Raw genomic sequence first — 13,214 nt, forward strand, 5'->3', positions numbered from 1 at the left:
TAAGGAGCTGAGTCATGAGCAATGCCGAGCTTAACGAACTAAAGCAGAAATACGTCGCGGCGGGCGCTGCAAGCCCCGCCACCGCCTTTGCGGACCGCGCCGAAAACGCTGAGATCTGGGACGCCGACGGCAACCGCTTCATCGACTTCGCGGGCGGTATCGGCGTCTTGAACGTGGGGCATCGTCACCCCAAAGTCGTGGCCGCTGTGAAAGCCCAGTTGGATAAGGTGATGCACACCTGCCAAACGGTTATGCCCTACGAGGGCTACGTTAAAGTCGCCGAGAAGTTGAGCCACATCGTCCCTGTACGTGGTCACGCCAAGGTGATGCTGGCCAACTCTGGTGCCGAAGCGCTGGAAAACGCGGTGAAGATCGCCCGCGCCGCTACCGGTCGCTCTAATGTCATCTGTTTCGATGGCGGCTACCATGGCCGTACCTTCTACACCATGGCCATGAACGGCAAGGTCGCGCCCTACCAGACCGATTTCGGCCCGATGCCCGGCACCGTATTCCGCGCGCCCTACCCGGTGCCCTACCACGGCGTCAGCGAAGACGAAGCGATTCGCGGCCTGAAGATGACGCTGAAAACCGACGCCAACCCCAAAGACACTGCCGCCATCATTCTTGAGCCAGTACTGGGTGAAGGCGGCTTCTACCCCGCCCCGACCAGCTTCCTGAAGAAGATTCGCGAAATTTGCGATGAGCACGGCATGCTGATGATCATCGACGAAGTGCAGTCAGGCTTTGGCCGCACCGGCAAGATGTTCGCCATCGAGCACAGCGGCGTCGAGCCGGACATGATGACCATGGCCAAGAGCATGGCCGACGGCATGCCGATCTCGGCCATCGTCGGTACCGACAAGGTGATGGACGCCTCTGGCCCCAACTCCCTGGGCGGCACTTACACCGGCAGCCCCACCGCCTGTGCCGCAGCGCTGGCCGTCATGGAAATCTTCGAAGAGGAGAACATCCTCGAGAAGAGCCAGGCGCTGGGCGAGAAGCTGGCGGCGCGCTTCAACGAGTGGCAAGGCAAGTTCGATTGCATCGACCACGTGCGTAACATGGGTGCCATGGCCGCCTTCGAACTGGTGAACAACAAGACCGACCGCACCCCGGACCCGGAGCTGGCAGCAGCGCTGTGCAAAAAAGCCCGTGAAGAGGGTCTGATCCTGCTCTCCTGCGGCATGTACGGCAACACCATCCGCTTCCTGATGCCCGTCACCATCGAAGACGACGTGCTGAACGAAGGCCTGGACATCATCGAGTCCTGCCTGGAATCGCTGATCTGAGTATGTAGCACTACCCACAACGCCGCCCATGAGGCGGCGTTGTCGTTTTGACACGGCTTATTTTTAGTTGAACAGGGGCGTTAGCTGATTCAACTGTCTCGCCTGATAAAGATCATGAAGATAGGTATCGAGCTTGAAGATCAGGATATTCAAGACCACCACACCCCATATCGCCGATAGGATCATCACCGGTTGATTGACCCACGCCAATGCCGATACGTCCACAGAGTAGTGAATGGTATACACACTCATCGCCGCCAGTAGCTGAACCAACCCACAGTTTGCGATCACCGCCAGGATGAACGCATTCCTGACGTTGATGGACGGCAAGCGCGTCTTGAACAACCGCAGATGACGCACGCGAACACCGCCCTCTCCTGCCTGATGCGACGAAGGACGAGTGAGTTTTCTCTGACAGCGCAGAAGCGGCAGCCCATAGGCCTCTCGCCCCTCCTGAGAGAACGCAATGCGAAGGGCGGCTATGTTAAATCCACGTCCAAAGATGCGCGTTGCTGCCTCTTCAAAGCGTGACGCACCGGCCTCATCCAACGACGTTTCCTGAGCAGCTGTGAGCGTATCCAGTTGCCTACTTTTATTACCCGAAAGCTTCGCACCGTTAGGCGTATTGATATTAAAGTGCATTTGGTAAATCTGGTACCAAGCGGCTGTTACGCCCACGAGTATCATCAAGAAAATCAGCACGGTTATCATTTATCTATCCTCATTCTTACTTATCCTCACACCTACTTATTCTCACACCCACTTATTCTCACACCTACTTAGCCTCCCTCTTACTGACGGGTCGATCCCAAAAACCGCGTTTCGATGTTAGAGGAGATCGAAGGCTCATCTAACGCAGCGATGTGCAGCACCACCGGGTGGCTCGGCTGGGTCAACGCTGACGCGTCAGCATTAAGCGCCACGCGTAACTGCCTCGTTTCATTAGCGGCCAAGACGAATGTGTCAGCTCCTTGTAAACGCAGGCCGGGCAAACCGGTGGCAGATAGCGCGTATTGGTGCTCCTTCGTATCTTGATTGCGCAGCGTCACAGTGTAGTAGTTAATAATGCGCCCCTCGGCCGTGCTTTCAAACAGCGTCTGACGATCTCGGGCGACCTCTACATCCATAGGCACCCGGGCGTTCAAGAAACCGATCAACAAAACCACCATAGAAAACAGTGCCGCCATATAAGCCAACAGCTGAGGTCGCCAAAACCGCGTAGGTTTGCCCTCTAGCGCGCGCTCGGTGGTGTAGCGAATCAGGCCCAGCGGCTTATCGATACGCGCCATCACGCTATCGCAGGCATCGATACACGCCGCGCAGCCAATACACTCATACTGCAGGCCATCACGAATATCGATCCCCGTGGGGCACACCTGAACGCACAGTTCGCAATCAATACAGTCCCCAGCAGCCGCTTCCGCGACCTCTTTGCGATGACCACGGCGGGGCTCACCACGGGCGGAATCGTAAGAAACAATCAGCGTATGGCTATCAAACATGGCCGACTGAAAGCGTGCATAGGGGCACATGTGCAGACACACCTGATGGCGCAACCAGCCGGCGTTCAGGTAGGTAAACAGAGTAAAAAAACCGATCCAAAAAAGCGCCCAAGGGTGCGCCTCTAGGCTGAATAGATCCCTTACGAGCCCACCCACCGGCGTAACATATCCCACGAAGGTGACGCCCGTTACCAACGCAATCAGTAGCCAGTTGGAATAACGCCTTATGCGCTGAAAAAAGCCCTGTATCTCTCGCACATAGATATGCCCAGACGTGGATGGCGAGCGACCCGTAGTTTTCGCCTGAGGCGAATGGTGTTCAACGGCTGCATCGCTGGTTAGGTCTTGCAGTGGAATGCGTTGCGTCATACCGATATCCAGAAAAGAGGGAGTGGCGATCTATACGGTCGAGGGGCATCACCGAATGAACCGCTACTATGCTCTCCCAGCCAACCACTAAAACAGATGCAGTTTTAGAGAAAAAAGCCGTATCAGTTTTGATATGCTTTTGATTGAGAGTATCGATTCTGTTGATCCCACTAAGCACCCGCGCCAAGCACCAGCGAGTTTATGCCATGAAACGCTATGAACAGTTTGCCGATGAAATAGCCACGCTGATTCGCCAAGGCGTACTGGGACCAGGCGAGCGCATTCCGTCAGTGCGCCAAGCGAGCCGCCATCACGGCATTAGCCCGTCGACAGTGTTTCAGGCGTACTACTTACTGGAAAACCAGGGGCTTATCAGCGCTCGAGCGCGCTCGGGCTACTTTGTTCGTGAACACGCACGGCGCTTGGTCAACGAACCCCGCGTCACGCTACAACCCACCGACCCAGCGGAGGTGCAGGTCAGCGAGCTGGTGTTCTCGGTGCTGGACTCACTGCAGGATGACCAAACGGTGCCCTTTGGCTCGGCTTTCCCTAGCCCTGAGCTGTTTCCACTCTCTCGCTTAAGTATCAGCATGACACGTGGCTTGCGGGCGCTTTCGCCCCAACAGGTGGTGGCTGATATGACCACCGGACATACCGACCTGTGTCGGCAGATTGCTCTGCGCTACATGCTGGGCGGCATTCAACTGCCGATGGACGAACTGGTGATTACCAATGGCGCAATGGAGGCGCTCAATCTAGCCCTACAGTGCGTGACTCAGCCAGGGGACTTGGTCGCGATTGAGTCACCTGCTTTTTATGCAAGCCTGCAGGTGTTGGAGCGGCTCAAACTGCGCGCGGTGGAAATTCCGGTTCACCCTCGGGAAGGGGTTGACCTAGACGTGCTGGCAGAGCGATTAGCGACGCTGCCCATCAAAGCCTGCTGGTTTATGAGCCACCTGCAGAACCCCATCGGCGCCAGCCTAAGCAACGAGCGCAAACAGGTGCTTTACCAGTTATTAAAGCAGCACCAAGTGCCCATGCTAGAGGATGACGTGTATGCCGAGCTCTATTTTGGCAGCACGCCGCCCGCCCCCGTTAAGGCCTTTGATGATGAGGGCTTAGTGATTCACTGCAGCTCTTTCTCGAAGTGCTTGGCACCCGGCTATCGGGTGGGCTGGGTAGCGGGCGGCCGTTATGCCCAAGAGATCTCGCGGCTAAAACTAATGACCACCATTTCCCCCTCTATCCCCGCCCAGGCCGCCATTGCTGACTATTTACAACACGGTGGCTACGACCGCCATTTGCGCAAGCTTCGCCATGCCTTAGAAGCCCAACAAACCAGTATGCTGGCGGCGGCAGATCGCTACTTCCCAGCGCATACGCGCATCACCCGACCTGTGGGCGGTTATTTCCTTTGGGTGGAGTTTCCCGAACACGTGGATTCGCTGCAGCTGTTTCGTATAGCGCTCGACCATGGCGTTAGCCTCGCGCCAGGCCCCATTTTCTCCGCGACCCAACAGTTTCGCCACTGCATCCGCTTAAGCTATGGCCATCCCTGGACCCAACGCAGCGAACGGGGGATGGAAACGCTGGGCACGTTATTGAGCCTTTTTTAGCGCTATGAAGAACATCACGCACGCGATGGCGTTATTTACCGAGGCCGCCGGTCGCCTTCCAGGAAATTGGCGGTAAACACGGCTTTTCCGTGGGTCTCGAACGACCACTTCATCACCTCGCCGAGTGCCGCCATCACCTCATCGAACTCGCCAAATACCTGGGTGCTCATTCGGTTGGGGTGAACTTCCAGCCCGGTGGCCTCTAAACGTTTGACCACCTCTTTCACCACGGGCTTGAAATCATCGGCCAGCGGGTAGTAACTCAGCTGTACGGAAAGGTACATATCGACTCCTTGAGCGCCCTATGACGGCGCTGTTTGAAACTGCTGCCACGCGACCAAGATCGCCGAGCGGGTCTCCTCCGGGTGCTCCATGGGGAACATGTGGGTGCCCGGCACCGTACTGACCGGCAACCCCCGGCGGGCGATGCGCTTGACCCGCGATGGCGTCATCAAGTGCGACTCCAGCCCGGCCACTAGCTGAACGGGTACGCCTACCCGTTGGGGCAAGCCGGAGAGGTGATCCGGCAAGTGGCGGAAAATTTCCAGCTCGATGCGCGGGTCGAAGGCCAGCTCGGCGCTGCCATCGTCCAGCAGCCGTGTGCCTGCTTCAATGTAGTCGTTGAGTGCCTCGGGGGTAAAGCGACGAAACAGCCCTCGCCGCCGCAGCGAGGTCGCCATGGCCTCACGGCTGGGCCACACCGTGCGCCGCCCCTTGGTTTTACCCGCGGGGGTGATACGGTCCATGAACCCAAACCGTTTGGCCGCTTTCATGGCCCAGGCATCCGGCCCCAGCATCAGCGGCGGGTCGAGCATGATCACACCGCGAAAACGCTCCGGCTGCTTGTCGGCAGCCATGGCCATCAGCGTGCCGCCCAGTGAATGCCCCACCCCCAAGAGCGGTGCATCGGTGTCGGGCAGGTAGCTCAACAGCTCCTCTACCAGGTTGCCCCAGTTGTGGTTCACCGGGTAATCCGGGTGGTGGCCCAAGCGGTCCAGCGGGTGAACATCGAACGATTCCGCCAGCGGGTCTAACAGGCTGCGGTAACTCAAGCCGGGAAAGCCGTTGGCATGGGCAAACACTAAACGGGGGCGCTGGGTGGCATCGGCAGGCATGGCGGGCTCGTGGGTCATCTGGCGGTTCGGGGGCGATCACATAAGGGCTATCACGCAAGCCCTATCATACAACTGTTTTAACGCGAGCCCGAGTACCCGTCAATCCACCCAAGGGTTAACCTGCTAATTAAAACAGCGAGAGCTGCTGGGCAGCGGTCTCTTCCGCCAAGCGGTAGCCCACCCCCAGCAGGCGCACGGGGCGCTCGCCCCTTGCCCATCCCACGTTCAGCAAGGTTTCGAACTGTTCCAAGTTGGGTGCGGGGTCGGCGTGTTCGACGGTGGTTTGGGTGAAGTCGTTGAATTTGATCTTCACCATTACTCCGCGCACGGCGGGTGCCGGGTCTAGGCGGGCGTAGCGGCGCTCTAAATCGCCAATCAGCTCGGGGAGCTGACGACGGCAGGCTTCCAAGGTGGGTAAATCTTGAGAGTAGGTTTGCTCGGTGCTGATCGACTTGCGTTCGCGGTGAGTTTTAACCGGGCGCTCATCGCGCCCGTGGCTGAGTTCATGCAGGCGATGCCCAAAGCGACCAAAGCGCTCCACCAGCTCGGTCAGCGGCCGGGCGCGCAGATCCGCCCCCGTTTGAATCCCCAGTTCGGCCAGCTTTTCAGCGGTGCGCGGCCCCACCCCATGAATCTTTTTCACCGGCAGCTGCTGCACGAAGGCGTCGATATCGTCTGGCGTGATGACAAACAGCCCATCGGGCTTGCGCCAGTCGCTGGCGATCTTGGCGAGAAACTTGTTGGGTGCCACCCCCGCCGACACGGTAATGCCCACTTCCTGCTTCACCCGATGGCGAATGGCTTCGGCCATACGGGTGGCGCTGCCGTGGTGAAGCGTGACCTCCGAGACGTCCAGAAAGGCTTCGTCCAGCGAGAGCGGCTCGATCAGTTCGGTGACATCGCGATAGATGGCAAACACCTGGCGTGCCACGGCCTTGTACTTCGCCATGTCGCCACGAATCACCGTGAGGTGAGGACAGCGTTTGAGCGCCTGAGCCATGGGCATGGCGGAGTGGATGCCAAACGCGCGGGCAGGATAGTTACAGGTGGCCACCACCCCGCGCTGCGCCACACTGCCGCCAATGGCAATGGGAATCTCCGCCAGCGCGGGGTTGTCGCGCATCTCGACCGCCGCATAGAAGCAGTCACAGTCGCAGTGAATGATTTTGCGCACAGGCCGACCTTGCCTCCGCCCTTACCTGTAAAAAAGCACAGTTTATCACAGGGTGTGCCGCCGTCACGTACCACAAAAAGTGCGCAGCACCTGCTCACTAGCCGTGGCAGGGGCGGCCAGTTGGCGCGCGGTTTCCAATTCATCGAAGGGCTGAGTGACCGCCGCGAGCAGCGTGTGGAAAGGCTCGAAATCACCTTCTGTTGCCGCGTCGATCACTGCTTGAATGCGGTGGTTACGGGGGATCACCACTGGGTTGGCGCGGCGCATGGCCTCCAGGCGCTCACTCTTTCGGCTGGCTTGCTGGGCGTTTTCCCAGTCGGCCAGCCAAGCGGCAAAGCCATCTGGCTGAGTGGTCAGCGCCAGCAGCGCCTCTTTTTGGGAGTGGGCTGGCGTGTCCGTGCTCAAGGCTTGGGCACCCAGCGTTTTGGCATAGTGCGTCAGCGCGTCGAACGTCGCGGTCATGTCCATGCGGCCCTGATGCATCTGGGTTTCCAGTGCTTCCATCAGCGCCACGGCACGATCGCTTTCCGGGGCAAGGCCCTGCTTGTCGGCATGCAGGCGGCGCTGCTCGGCGCCAAAACGAGCGGTAAAGCCGCGAAGCACCTCGGTGGCCTGCTCTACAACGGCCTCGCCCTCTTCCCGCATCAGCGGCAGCAGGGTTTCGGCAAAGCGGGCCAGGTTCCACTGAGCGATGCCCGGCTGGTGGTTAAAAGCGTAGCGCCCACCCTGATCGATGGAGCTGAAGACCTTTTGCGGGTCGAACTGCTCCATGAAGGCGCAGGGGCCGTAATCGATGGTGTCGCCAGCAATGCTACAGTTGTCGGTGTTCATCACACCATGAATAAAGCCCAGGCTCATCCAGCGTGCCACCAGTGCCGCCTGGCGGGCGGTAACGGCTTCCAGCAGGGCAAGGTACGGATCGTCAGCATTGGCCGTTTCTGGGTAGTGGCGAGCAATCACATGGTCGGCCAGCGCTTTCAGCACCGCTTCATCGCGACGCACGGCAGCAAACTGGAAGGTGCCCACGCGGATATGGCTGCGAGCCACACGGGTCAGGATGGCCCCCGGCTCGGCCATCTGGCGTACCACGCGCTCCCCCGTGGTCACGGCCGCCAGCGCCCGAGTGGTGGGCACGCCCACGGCGGCCATGAACTCGCTCACCAGATATTCCCGCAGCACTGGGCCAAGCGGCGAGCGCCCATCCCCGCCCCGTGAAAACGGCGTGCGGCCACTGCCCTTGAGCTGCACGTCCTGCCGCTGGCCCTGCTGATCCACCACCTCCCCCAGCAGCAGCGCTCGGCCATCGCCCAACTGAGGCACGAAATTACCGAACTGATGCCCGGCATAGCCCAGCGCTCTAGGCTCGGCCCCTGGCGGTAGCCGGTTACCGCTGAACCATTGGGCCAGCGTGGCGTCGTCGGGCCGGGTTTGCATGCCTAGCTGCGCGGCCAGGTCATCGTTAAACGCGATCAGGCTGGGCTGCGCCACGGGCGTAGGCTGGCAAGCCACCCATAAAGGCTCTGGCAGCGTGGCAAACTGGTGTTCAAAGGTCAGCACGGGCAACTCCGCTTTTCAGTTTATCGTCTAGGAATACCCTAGCAGTTTACTCAAGTAATTGGCGATAGCCTGTCGCAGAGAGCCTCTTAACCAATTTGAAATTGCTCGCTTCGATAGTAACCCGCCGGTATCCAAAACACGTTAGCCCTTTTTCAGACGCCCAACCGCATATTCCAGCACCGGCGTTAGCGGCGCGCGCTACTGGTGGGTCAAGAACCCATCGGCACGGGTCACGCCCAGCGAGAGCGATGCCACGGGCAGGCCCATGGCGTGGGCATCCCGGCAGAAGCGGTAGCCGGAATAGACCATCAACGACGTGCCCACTGCCAGCACCGCGTCGGCTTGCTGCAGCGCCGCCTGGGCCGCCAACCGCCGCGCAGGGGGCACCACATCGCCGTAATAGACCACCTGCGGTTTGAGAATGCCCTTGCAGCGCGGGCAATCCAATACGTTAAAGGTGGAAAAGTCGGTTTCCAGATCCGCATCGCCATCCGGCGCGTGGCGGGCATCCAGCGCGGCAAAGGCTGGGTTCATACGCGCCATTTCACTGTGCATGGCGTGGCGCATCATTTGATAGCCACAGGCCATACAGGCCACCACATCGGCCCTGCCGTGCAGATCAATCACCTTTTTTGAGCCTGCCCGCTGGTGCAAACGGTCAACGTTTTGCGTGACGAGAAGCTCCACATGGCCCATGGCCTCGAGCTTCGCCAACGCCCGATGCGCCCCGCTCACCTGGGCTTCGCGCATGGCTTTGAAGCCCACCAGCGCTCGCGCCCAGTAGCGCTGGCGTACGGCGAAGGAGCTCATAAAATCACCATGCTGCACCGGCGGCGGGCGCTTCCACTGGCCATCGGCATCGCGGTAATCGGGAATCCCGCTGTCGGTACTCACCCCCGCCCCGGTAATCACCCAGAGTTTGGGGTGGCGTTTGATGAACGCGGCCAGCGCTTCCCCGGCCACCTGGCTGCTCTCGCGTTTTTCTGTACTTTCCACGGCCTGCGTCAATGGATCACCCTAGGCAATACTGCGACAAGTCAACGATACTGTATGACAATATAAGCACATGCAATGTGCCCTCGATAGCGGAGTAAGGAGCCTCTCATGCAGTGGGATCACGAGATTATTATTGTCGGTGGCGGCATGGTGGGCGCGGCCCTGGCGGCAAGGCTCGGCCAAGCGGGCATTTCCGTGGGGCTCGTCGAGCGCGGCAGCGCCCCCAAACCCGCCAGCGGCGACTACGACCTGCGTATTTCATCGCTCAACGCCCGGTCGCTGGCGTTTGTGAAAGCCAGCGGCGCGATACTGCCCGGCGAGCGCTGCTGCCCGTTCCGGCATATCGACGTGGCGAATCAGGATGGCACCGGCCACTCCGTGTTCTCCGCCGAAGAGAGCGGCATGAACGACTTCGGTATTTTTATCGAAAACCGCGCTTTGCAGTACGCCCTGTGGCAACGCTTGGAAGAACTGCCCAGCGTGACCTGCTATACCCAGTGCGCCCCGCTCAGCACCATGGCAGCCACCACCGCCCGCATGCTAGAGCTGGATAACGGCAAAACCCTAAGTGCCCGGCTGATTGTGGGGGCCGACGGCGCGCGCTCTACGCTACGCGAGCTAGCGGGCATTGGCGTGACCAGCCACGACTACCACCAGCGGGCGATGATCATTAACGTCGAGACCGAGCTGCCCCAGCAGGATGTTAGCTGGCAGTGTTTTACCCCCAAAGGGCCGATTGCCATGCTGCCGCTGCCCGGCCAGCGCGCCTCGCTGGTGTGGTACGACAGCAACGAAGCCACCAAAGCCCGCGAACAGCTCTCCGACAACGCGCTCCAGCACGCCATTGAAACCACCTTCCCCCAACGCCTGGGCAAGCTCACCCGTATTGTGGCGCGGGCCAGCTTCCCCATCAAGCGCCAGCACGCCAAGCGCTACATCGGCAAACGCCTCGCGCTGATCGGCGACGCCGCCCACGTGGTGCACCCGCTGGCCGGGCAAGGGTTGAACATCGGCCTGCACGACGCCGACACCCTGGCCGAGCTGATCATCAAAGGCCGCGACCCCGGCGACCACATCAGCCTGCACCGCTTCGAGTGCCAGCGCCGCCTCGCCAACCAAGCGATGATTGCCGCCACCGACAGCTTCCACCACCTGTTCACTGGCGCAAAACCGCTGCGCCAACTGGGCGATCTCAGCCTGCATTTGGCCGAGCGAGTGCCTTTTGCCAAGCGTATGATGATGCAGCAAGCCAATGGGTTGAATCCGTTTAAAATCGGCTAACGCTGACTATGCTGAGGGAGAGGCTGCAATAAGCAGCCCTAAAACAATCACAATAATCCCTCAAAAAAGGAAAGCGCATGCGACGCAAGCAACCATTCGCGCTAGTGACGGTCGCCTCGTTCACCAGCCTTGGCCTGCTGTTGGCCACGCCCTTATGGGCTTGGGATGGCGTGGTCGAGAAGCAGACGTTCGAGATGGAGAGCTTCACCACTCAGGGCGGCGAGACGATTCCCAACGTAACGATAGGCTGGGAAGCCTACGGCGAGCTTAACGAAGCCCGCGACAACGCGATTCTGATTACCCACTTTTTCTCCGGCACCAGCCATGCGGCAGGCCGCTATGGGGCTGATGGCGAGCCACCCACCGACGGGCTCAAAGAGGCGCTGAAGCTGGTGACGCTCAATGCCAACCACTGGCAGTGGGCCAACGAAGCGTTCAACCGCGACTGGGCCGACGACGCGCGCGACCCTTCCCAGGACATCACCGCCCGCTATGCCATCGAACAAACCCTGGATGACATCGCCGCCGCCCGTGCAGCGCTTTCCGATGCCAACCACCTGCTCTACCTGGTGCGCGCCAACCAGACCTTCATGGCTGGCTACGGCGACTCGCTGGAAGCGGGGCTGGCCGCCATCGAAGCCCCCACATTGATGCTGTATAGCGAGAACGACTTGGTCTTCGCCCCCGAGGGCGTACGCCGCACCGCCGAGCTGATCGAAGCCGACGGCACTGAGGTGACGCTAGAAACGCTGGAAGGCAACCGAGGCCACCTGGATGGCGTGGTGGCCATCGAGCAAGCCAGCGATACGCTGCGGGCGTTTTTGGAGTAAGCGGTGGAGCGCTGGCCTCCAAGAGGCCAGCGCTAGTGAGGTCCCCCTACTGAGTTATGGCCATGAGGTTTACGAGCCGCTTCAGCTTGCAGACGCTCCACTAACCAAACCTTGATAATCGACTGACGGGTAACACCCATTCTCGCAGCCTCACGGTCTAGTGACTCCACTACCCATGCAGGAAAATCTACGTTAATCCGCTTTTGCTCCTGATTCACCCGTCGAGCAGTGGAAAAGTCTAGATCATCGAGAACATCATCTTGATTTTCATCGAATTTTTTATCGAAATCTTTAGCTTTCATAGATGTCTACCTCCTTCTTGCGGGAGCGTCTAACAGAAATCAGCCGAATACGCTCTTCTCGGTAGGTGACGACTGCCGACCAATGTTTTTCACTGATCATACCGATTAGTAAAAACCTTGGTTCGCCCTCGGATTTTGCGCGAATTTCTAGCAGATATGGATCCTTCCACAGCGCTTGTGCCGCTTCAAAATCAATACCGTGCTTTGTCAGGTTGGCCTGACTTTTGTTGACGTCAAACTCGAACTCGTTCATGAGTATAAATTATTCCTTTTTTACTCACTCAACAAGATTCTAAAGCCGAAAGCAATGCCGTTACTGCAGCAGGCTTTATACAAAACCATGCCCCAGCGCCCACTGCACCGCCTGCTCAGCATGAATCTCGGTCGTATCGAAGAGCGGCATGGGAGTGTTGGCCTGTTGAACCAGCAGGCCAATTTCGGTGCAGCCTAGAATCACTCCCTGCGCGCCGCGCTCGGCAAGCGCCTCGATGATCGCCAGGTAGTCGGCTTTGGCCTCTGCTTTCACCACGCCCAGGCACAGCTCCTGGTAGATCACGTGTGCACGCGCTCGCGCTGTGGTTCGGTAGGCACCACTACTTCGATACCGTGGCGCTGCAAACGCTCGATTTGACATCCTCCCCTCCCTCAGCTTGCGCTGCCGCCTTGCAGCGGAAAGGAAGGGGATTCCCAGGTCGTTACCTTCTGGTTCCTGCTTCGATGTTCGTTGCCTTCAATGCCTTGGCACTGCCGGTCTTACACAAACTCCACAGGCGTACATTCCCGAGTGCCCCTCGGTATGATCTTTCAACCATCTGCACCGGCTAATAGCGCGGTGCCTGCTTGCAGAATGTTGCGGGCTGCATTCACGTCGGGGTCCATCCCCTGAGCACCGCAATCTGGTCGGTCCCAGGTGCGAACATCCAGCGGTAGTGATTCCCGGACAAAGCCGCAGCTATGGCAGAGTTTTGAGCTTGGGTACCAGGGATCAATCTGGACAAACTGCCTTCCCGCCCAGGCCGCCTTGTAGTCAAGCTGGCGGACCAACTCCCCCCAGCCAACATCACTGATGGCGTTAGAGAGATGGCGGTTTTTGACCATGTTCTTCACCTGCAAACTCTCCGCTGCAATCACTTGGTTCTCGTTAACGATCTGGCGGGTGAGTTTATGCAGGTGGTCACGGCGC

Annotated in this window: 15 protein-coding genes; 4 read left to right on the forward strand and 11 right to left on the reverse strand. The window is 59.3% G+C overall.

From position 1 onward, the window contains the following. Positions 1 to 14: 14 nt before the first annotated feature. Positions 15 to 1,289, forward strand: a complete 1,275-nt coding sequence (gene gabT / locus AC13CY_RS06755; protein WP_100731679.1) for a 4-aminobutyrate--2-oxoglutarate transaminase — start codon at positions 15 to 17, stop codon at positions 1,287 to 1,289. A gap of 63 nt (positions 1,290 to 1,352) precedes the next feature. Here gabT and AC13CY_RS06760 read toward each other — a convergent pair whose 3' ends face one another. Both AC13CY_RS06760 and ccoG read right to left on the reverse strand, forming a co-directional pair. Continuing rightward, positions 1,353 to 2,000, reverse strand: a complete 648-nt coding sequence (locus AC13CY_RS06760; protein WP_172515461.1) for a hypothetical protein — start codon at positions 1,998 to 2,000, stop codon at positions 1,353 to 1,355. Positions 2,001 to 2,080: 80 nt separating this feature from the next. Beyond that, the gene (gene ccoG, locus AC13CY_RS06765) at positions 2,081 to 3,160 is read right to left on the reverse strand and encodes a cytochrome c oxidase accessory protein CcoG (RefSeq protein ID WP_172515460.1); all 1,080 of its coding nucleotides are present in this window, start codon (positions 3,158 to 3,160) and stop codon (positions 2,081 to 2,083) included. Positions 3,161 to 3,366: 206 nt separating this feature from the next. On the opposite strand from ccoG, the gene mapR reads away from it, so the two are divergent. Next, positions 3,367 to 4,776 carry a GntR family transcriptional regulator MpaR gene (gene mapR, locus AC13CY_RS06770; protein ID WP_253557264.1) on the forward strand — a complete coding sequence of 470 codons (1,410 nt, stop codon included), beginning with the start codon at positions 3,367 to 3,369 and terminating at the stop codon, positions 4,774 to 4,776. A 35-nt stretch (positions 4,777 to 4,811) separates the two neighbouring features. On the opposite strand, the gene AC13CY_RS06775 is transcribed toward mapR, so the two are convergent. The 5 genes from AC13CY_RS06775 to AC13CY_RS06795 form a co-directional block, all read right to left on the reverse strand. Beyond that, positions 4,812 to 5,060, reverse strand: coding sequence for a YkoF family thiamine/hydroxymethylpyrimidine-binding protein (locus tag AC13CY_RS06775; protein WP_016914871.1), 249 nt, complete (start codon positions 5,058 to 5,060; stop codon positions 4,812 to 4,814). Between the two features lie 18 nt (positions 5,061 to 5,078). Then, positions 5,079 to 5,891, reverse strand: a complete 813-nt coding sequence (locus tag AC13CY_RS06780; protein ID WP_289111311.1) for an alpha/beta fold hydrolase — start codon at positions 5,889 to 5,891, stop codon at positions 5,079 to 5,081. Between the two features lie 127 nt (positions 5,892 to 6,018). Next, positions 6,019 to 7,065 carry a DNA polymerase IV gene (gene dinB, locus AC13CY_RS06785; RefSeq protein WP_172515457.1) on the reverse strand — a complete coding sequence of 349 codons (1,047 nt, stop codon included), beginning with the start codon at positions 7,063 to 7,065 and terminating at the stop codon, positions 6,019 to 6,021. Between the two features lie 63 nt (positions 7,066 to 7,128). Further along, positions 7,129 to 8,622 (reverse strand): protein adenylyltransferase SelO, encoded by a 1,494-nt coding sequence (locus AC13CY_RS06790; RefSeq protein ID WP_483052399.1) that lies wholly within the window; start codon positions 8,620 to 8,622, stop codon positions 7,129 to 7,131. Positions 8,623 to 8,820: 198 nt separating this feature from the next. Further along, complete coding sequence (locus AC13CY_RS06795; protein ID WP_253557269.1) at positions 8,821 to 9,630, reverse strand: NAD-dependent protein deacetylase; 810 nt, start codon at positions 9,628 to 9,630, stop codon at positions 8,821 to 8,823. A gap of 96 nt (positions 9,631 to 9,726) precedes the next feature. Here AC13CY_RS06795 and AC13CY_RS06800 point away from each other — a divergent pair, with 96 nt between their 5' ends. Both AC13CY_RS06800 and AC13CY_RS06805 read left to right on the forward strand, forming a co-directional pair. Further along, positions 9,727 to 10,899 carry a UbiH/UbiF/VisC/COQ6 family ubiquinone biosynthesis hydroxylase gene (locus AC13CY_RS06800; RefSeq protein ID WP_062363438.1) on the forward strand — a complete coding sequence of 391 codons (1,173 nt, stop codon included), beginning with the start codon at positions 9,727 to 9,729 and terminating at the stop codon, positions 10,897 to 10,899. 77 nt (positions 10,900 to 10,976) lie between these two features. Next, complete coding sequence (locus AC13CY_RS06805) at positions 10,977 to 11,729, forward strand: alpha/beta hydrolase family protein (protein WP_172515453.1); 753 nt, start codon at positions 10,977 to 10,979, stop codon at positions 11,727 to 11,729. A gap of 32 nt (positions 11,730 to 11,761) precedes the next feature. Here the strand turns inward: AC13CY_RS06805 and brnA are convergent, their stop codons facing one another. From brnA to AC13CY_RS06825, 4 genes are all read right to left on the reverse strand, one after another. Further along, positions 11,762 to 12,031, reverse strand: coding sequence for a type II toxin-antitoxin system BrnA family antitoxin (gene brnA, locus AC13CY_RS06810; RefSeq protein ID WP_172515452.1), 270 nt, complete (start codon positions 12,029 to 12,031; stop codon positions 11,762 to 11,764). Beyond that, entirely contained in the window at positions 12,021 to 12,284 is a 264-nt protein-coding gene (locus AC13CY_RS06815; RefSeq protein ID WP_058578261.1) for a BrnT family toxin, read from the reverse strand. The genes brnA and AC13CY_RS06815 overlap by 11 nt, the downstream gene beginning before the upstream one ends. 75 nt (positions 12,285 to 12,359) lie before the next feature. Continuing rightward, the gene (locus AC13CY_RS06820) at positions 12,360 to 12,665 is read right to left on the reverse strand and encodes an aspartate/glutamate racemase family protein (RefSeq protein WP_062375967.1); all 306 of its coding nucleotides are present in this window, start codon (positions 12,663 to 12,665) and stop codon (positions 12,360 to 12,362) included. 170 nt (positions 12,666 to 12,835) lie between these two features. Next, on the reverse strand, positions 12,836 to 13,214 hold a 379-nt coding region (locus tag AC13CY_RS06825; protein WP_483052400.1), incomplete at its 5' end, for an RNA-guided endonuclease InsQ/TnpB family protein.

The sequence above is a fragment of the Vreelandella sp. L-15 genome (genome assembly GCF_056857635.1).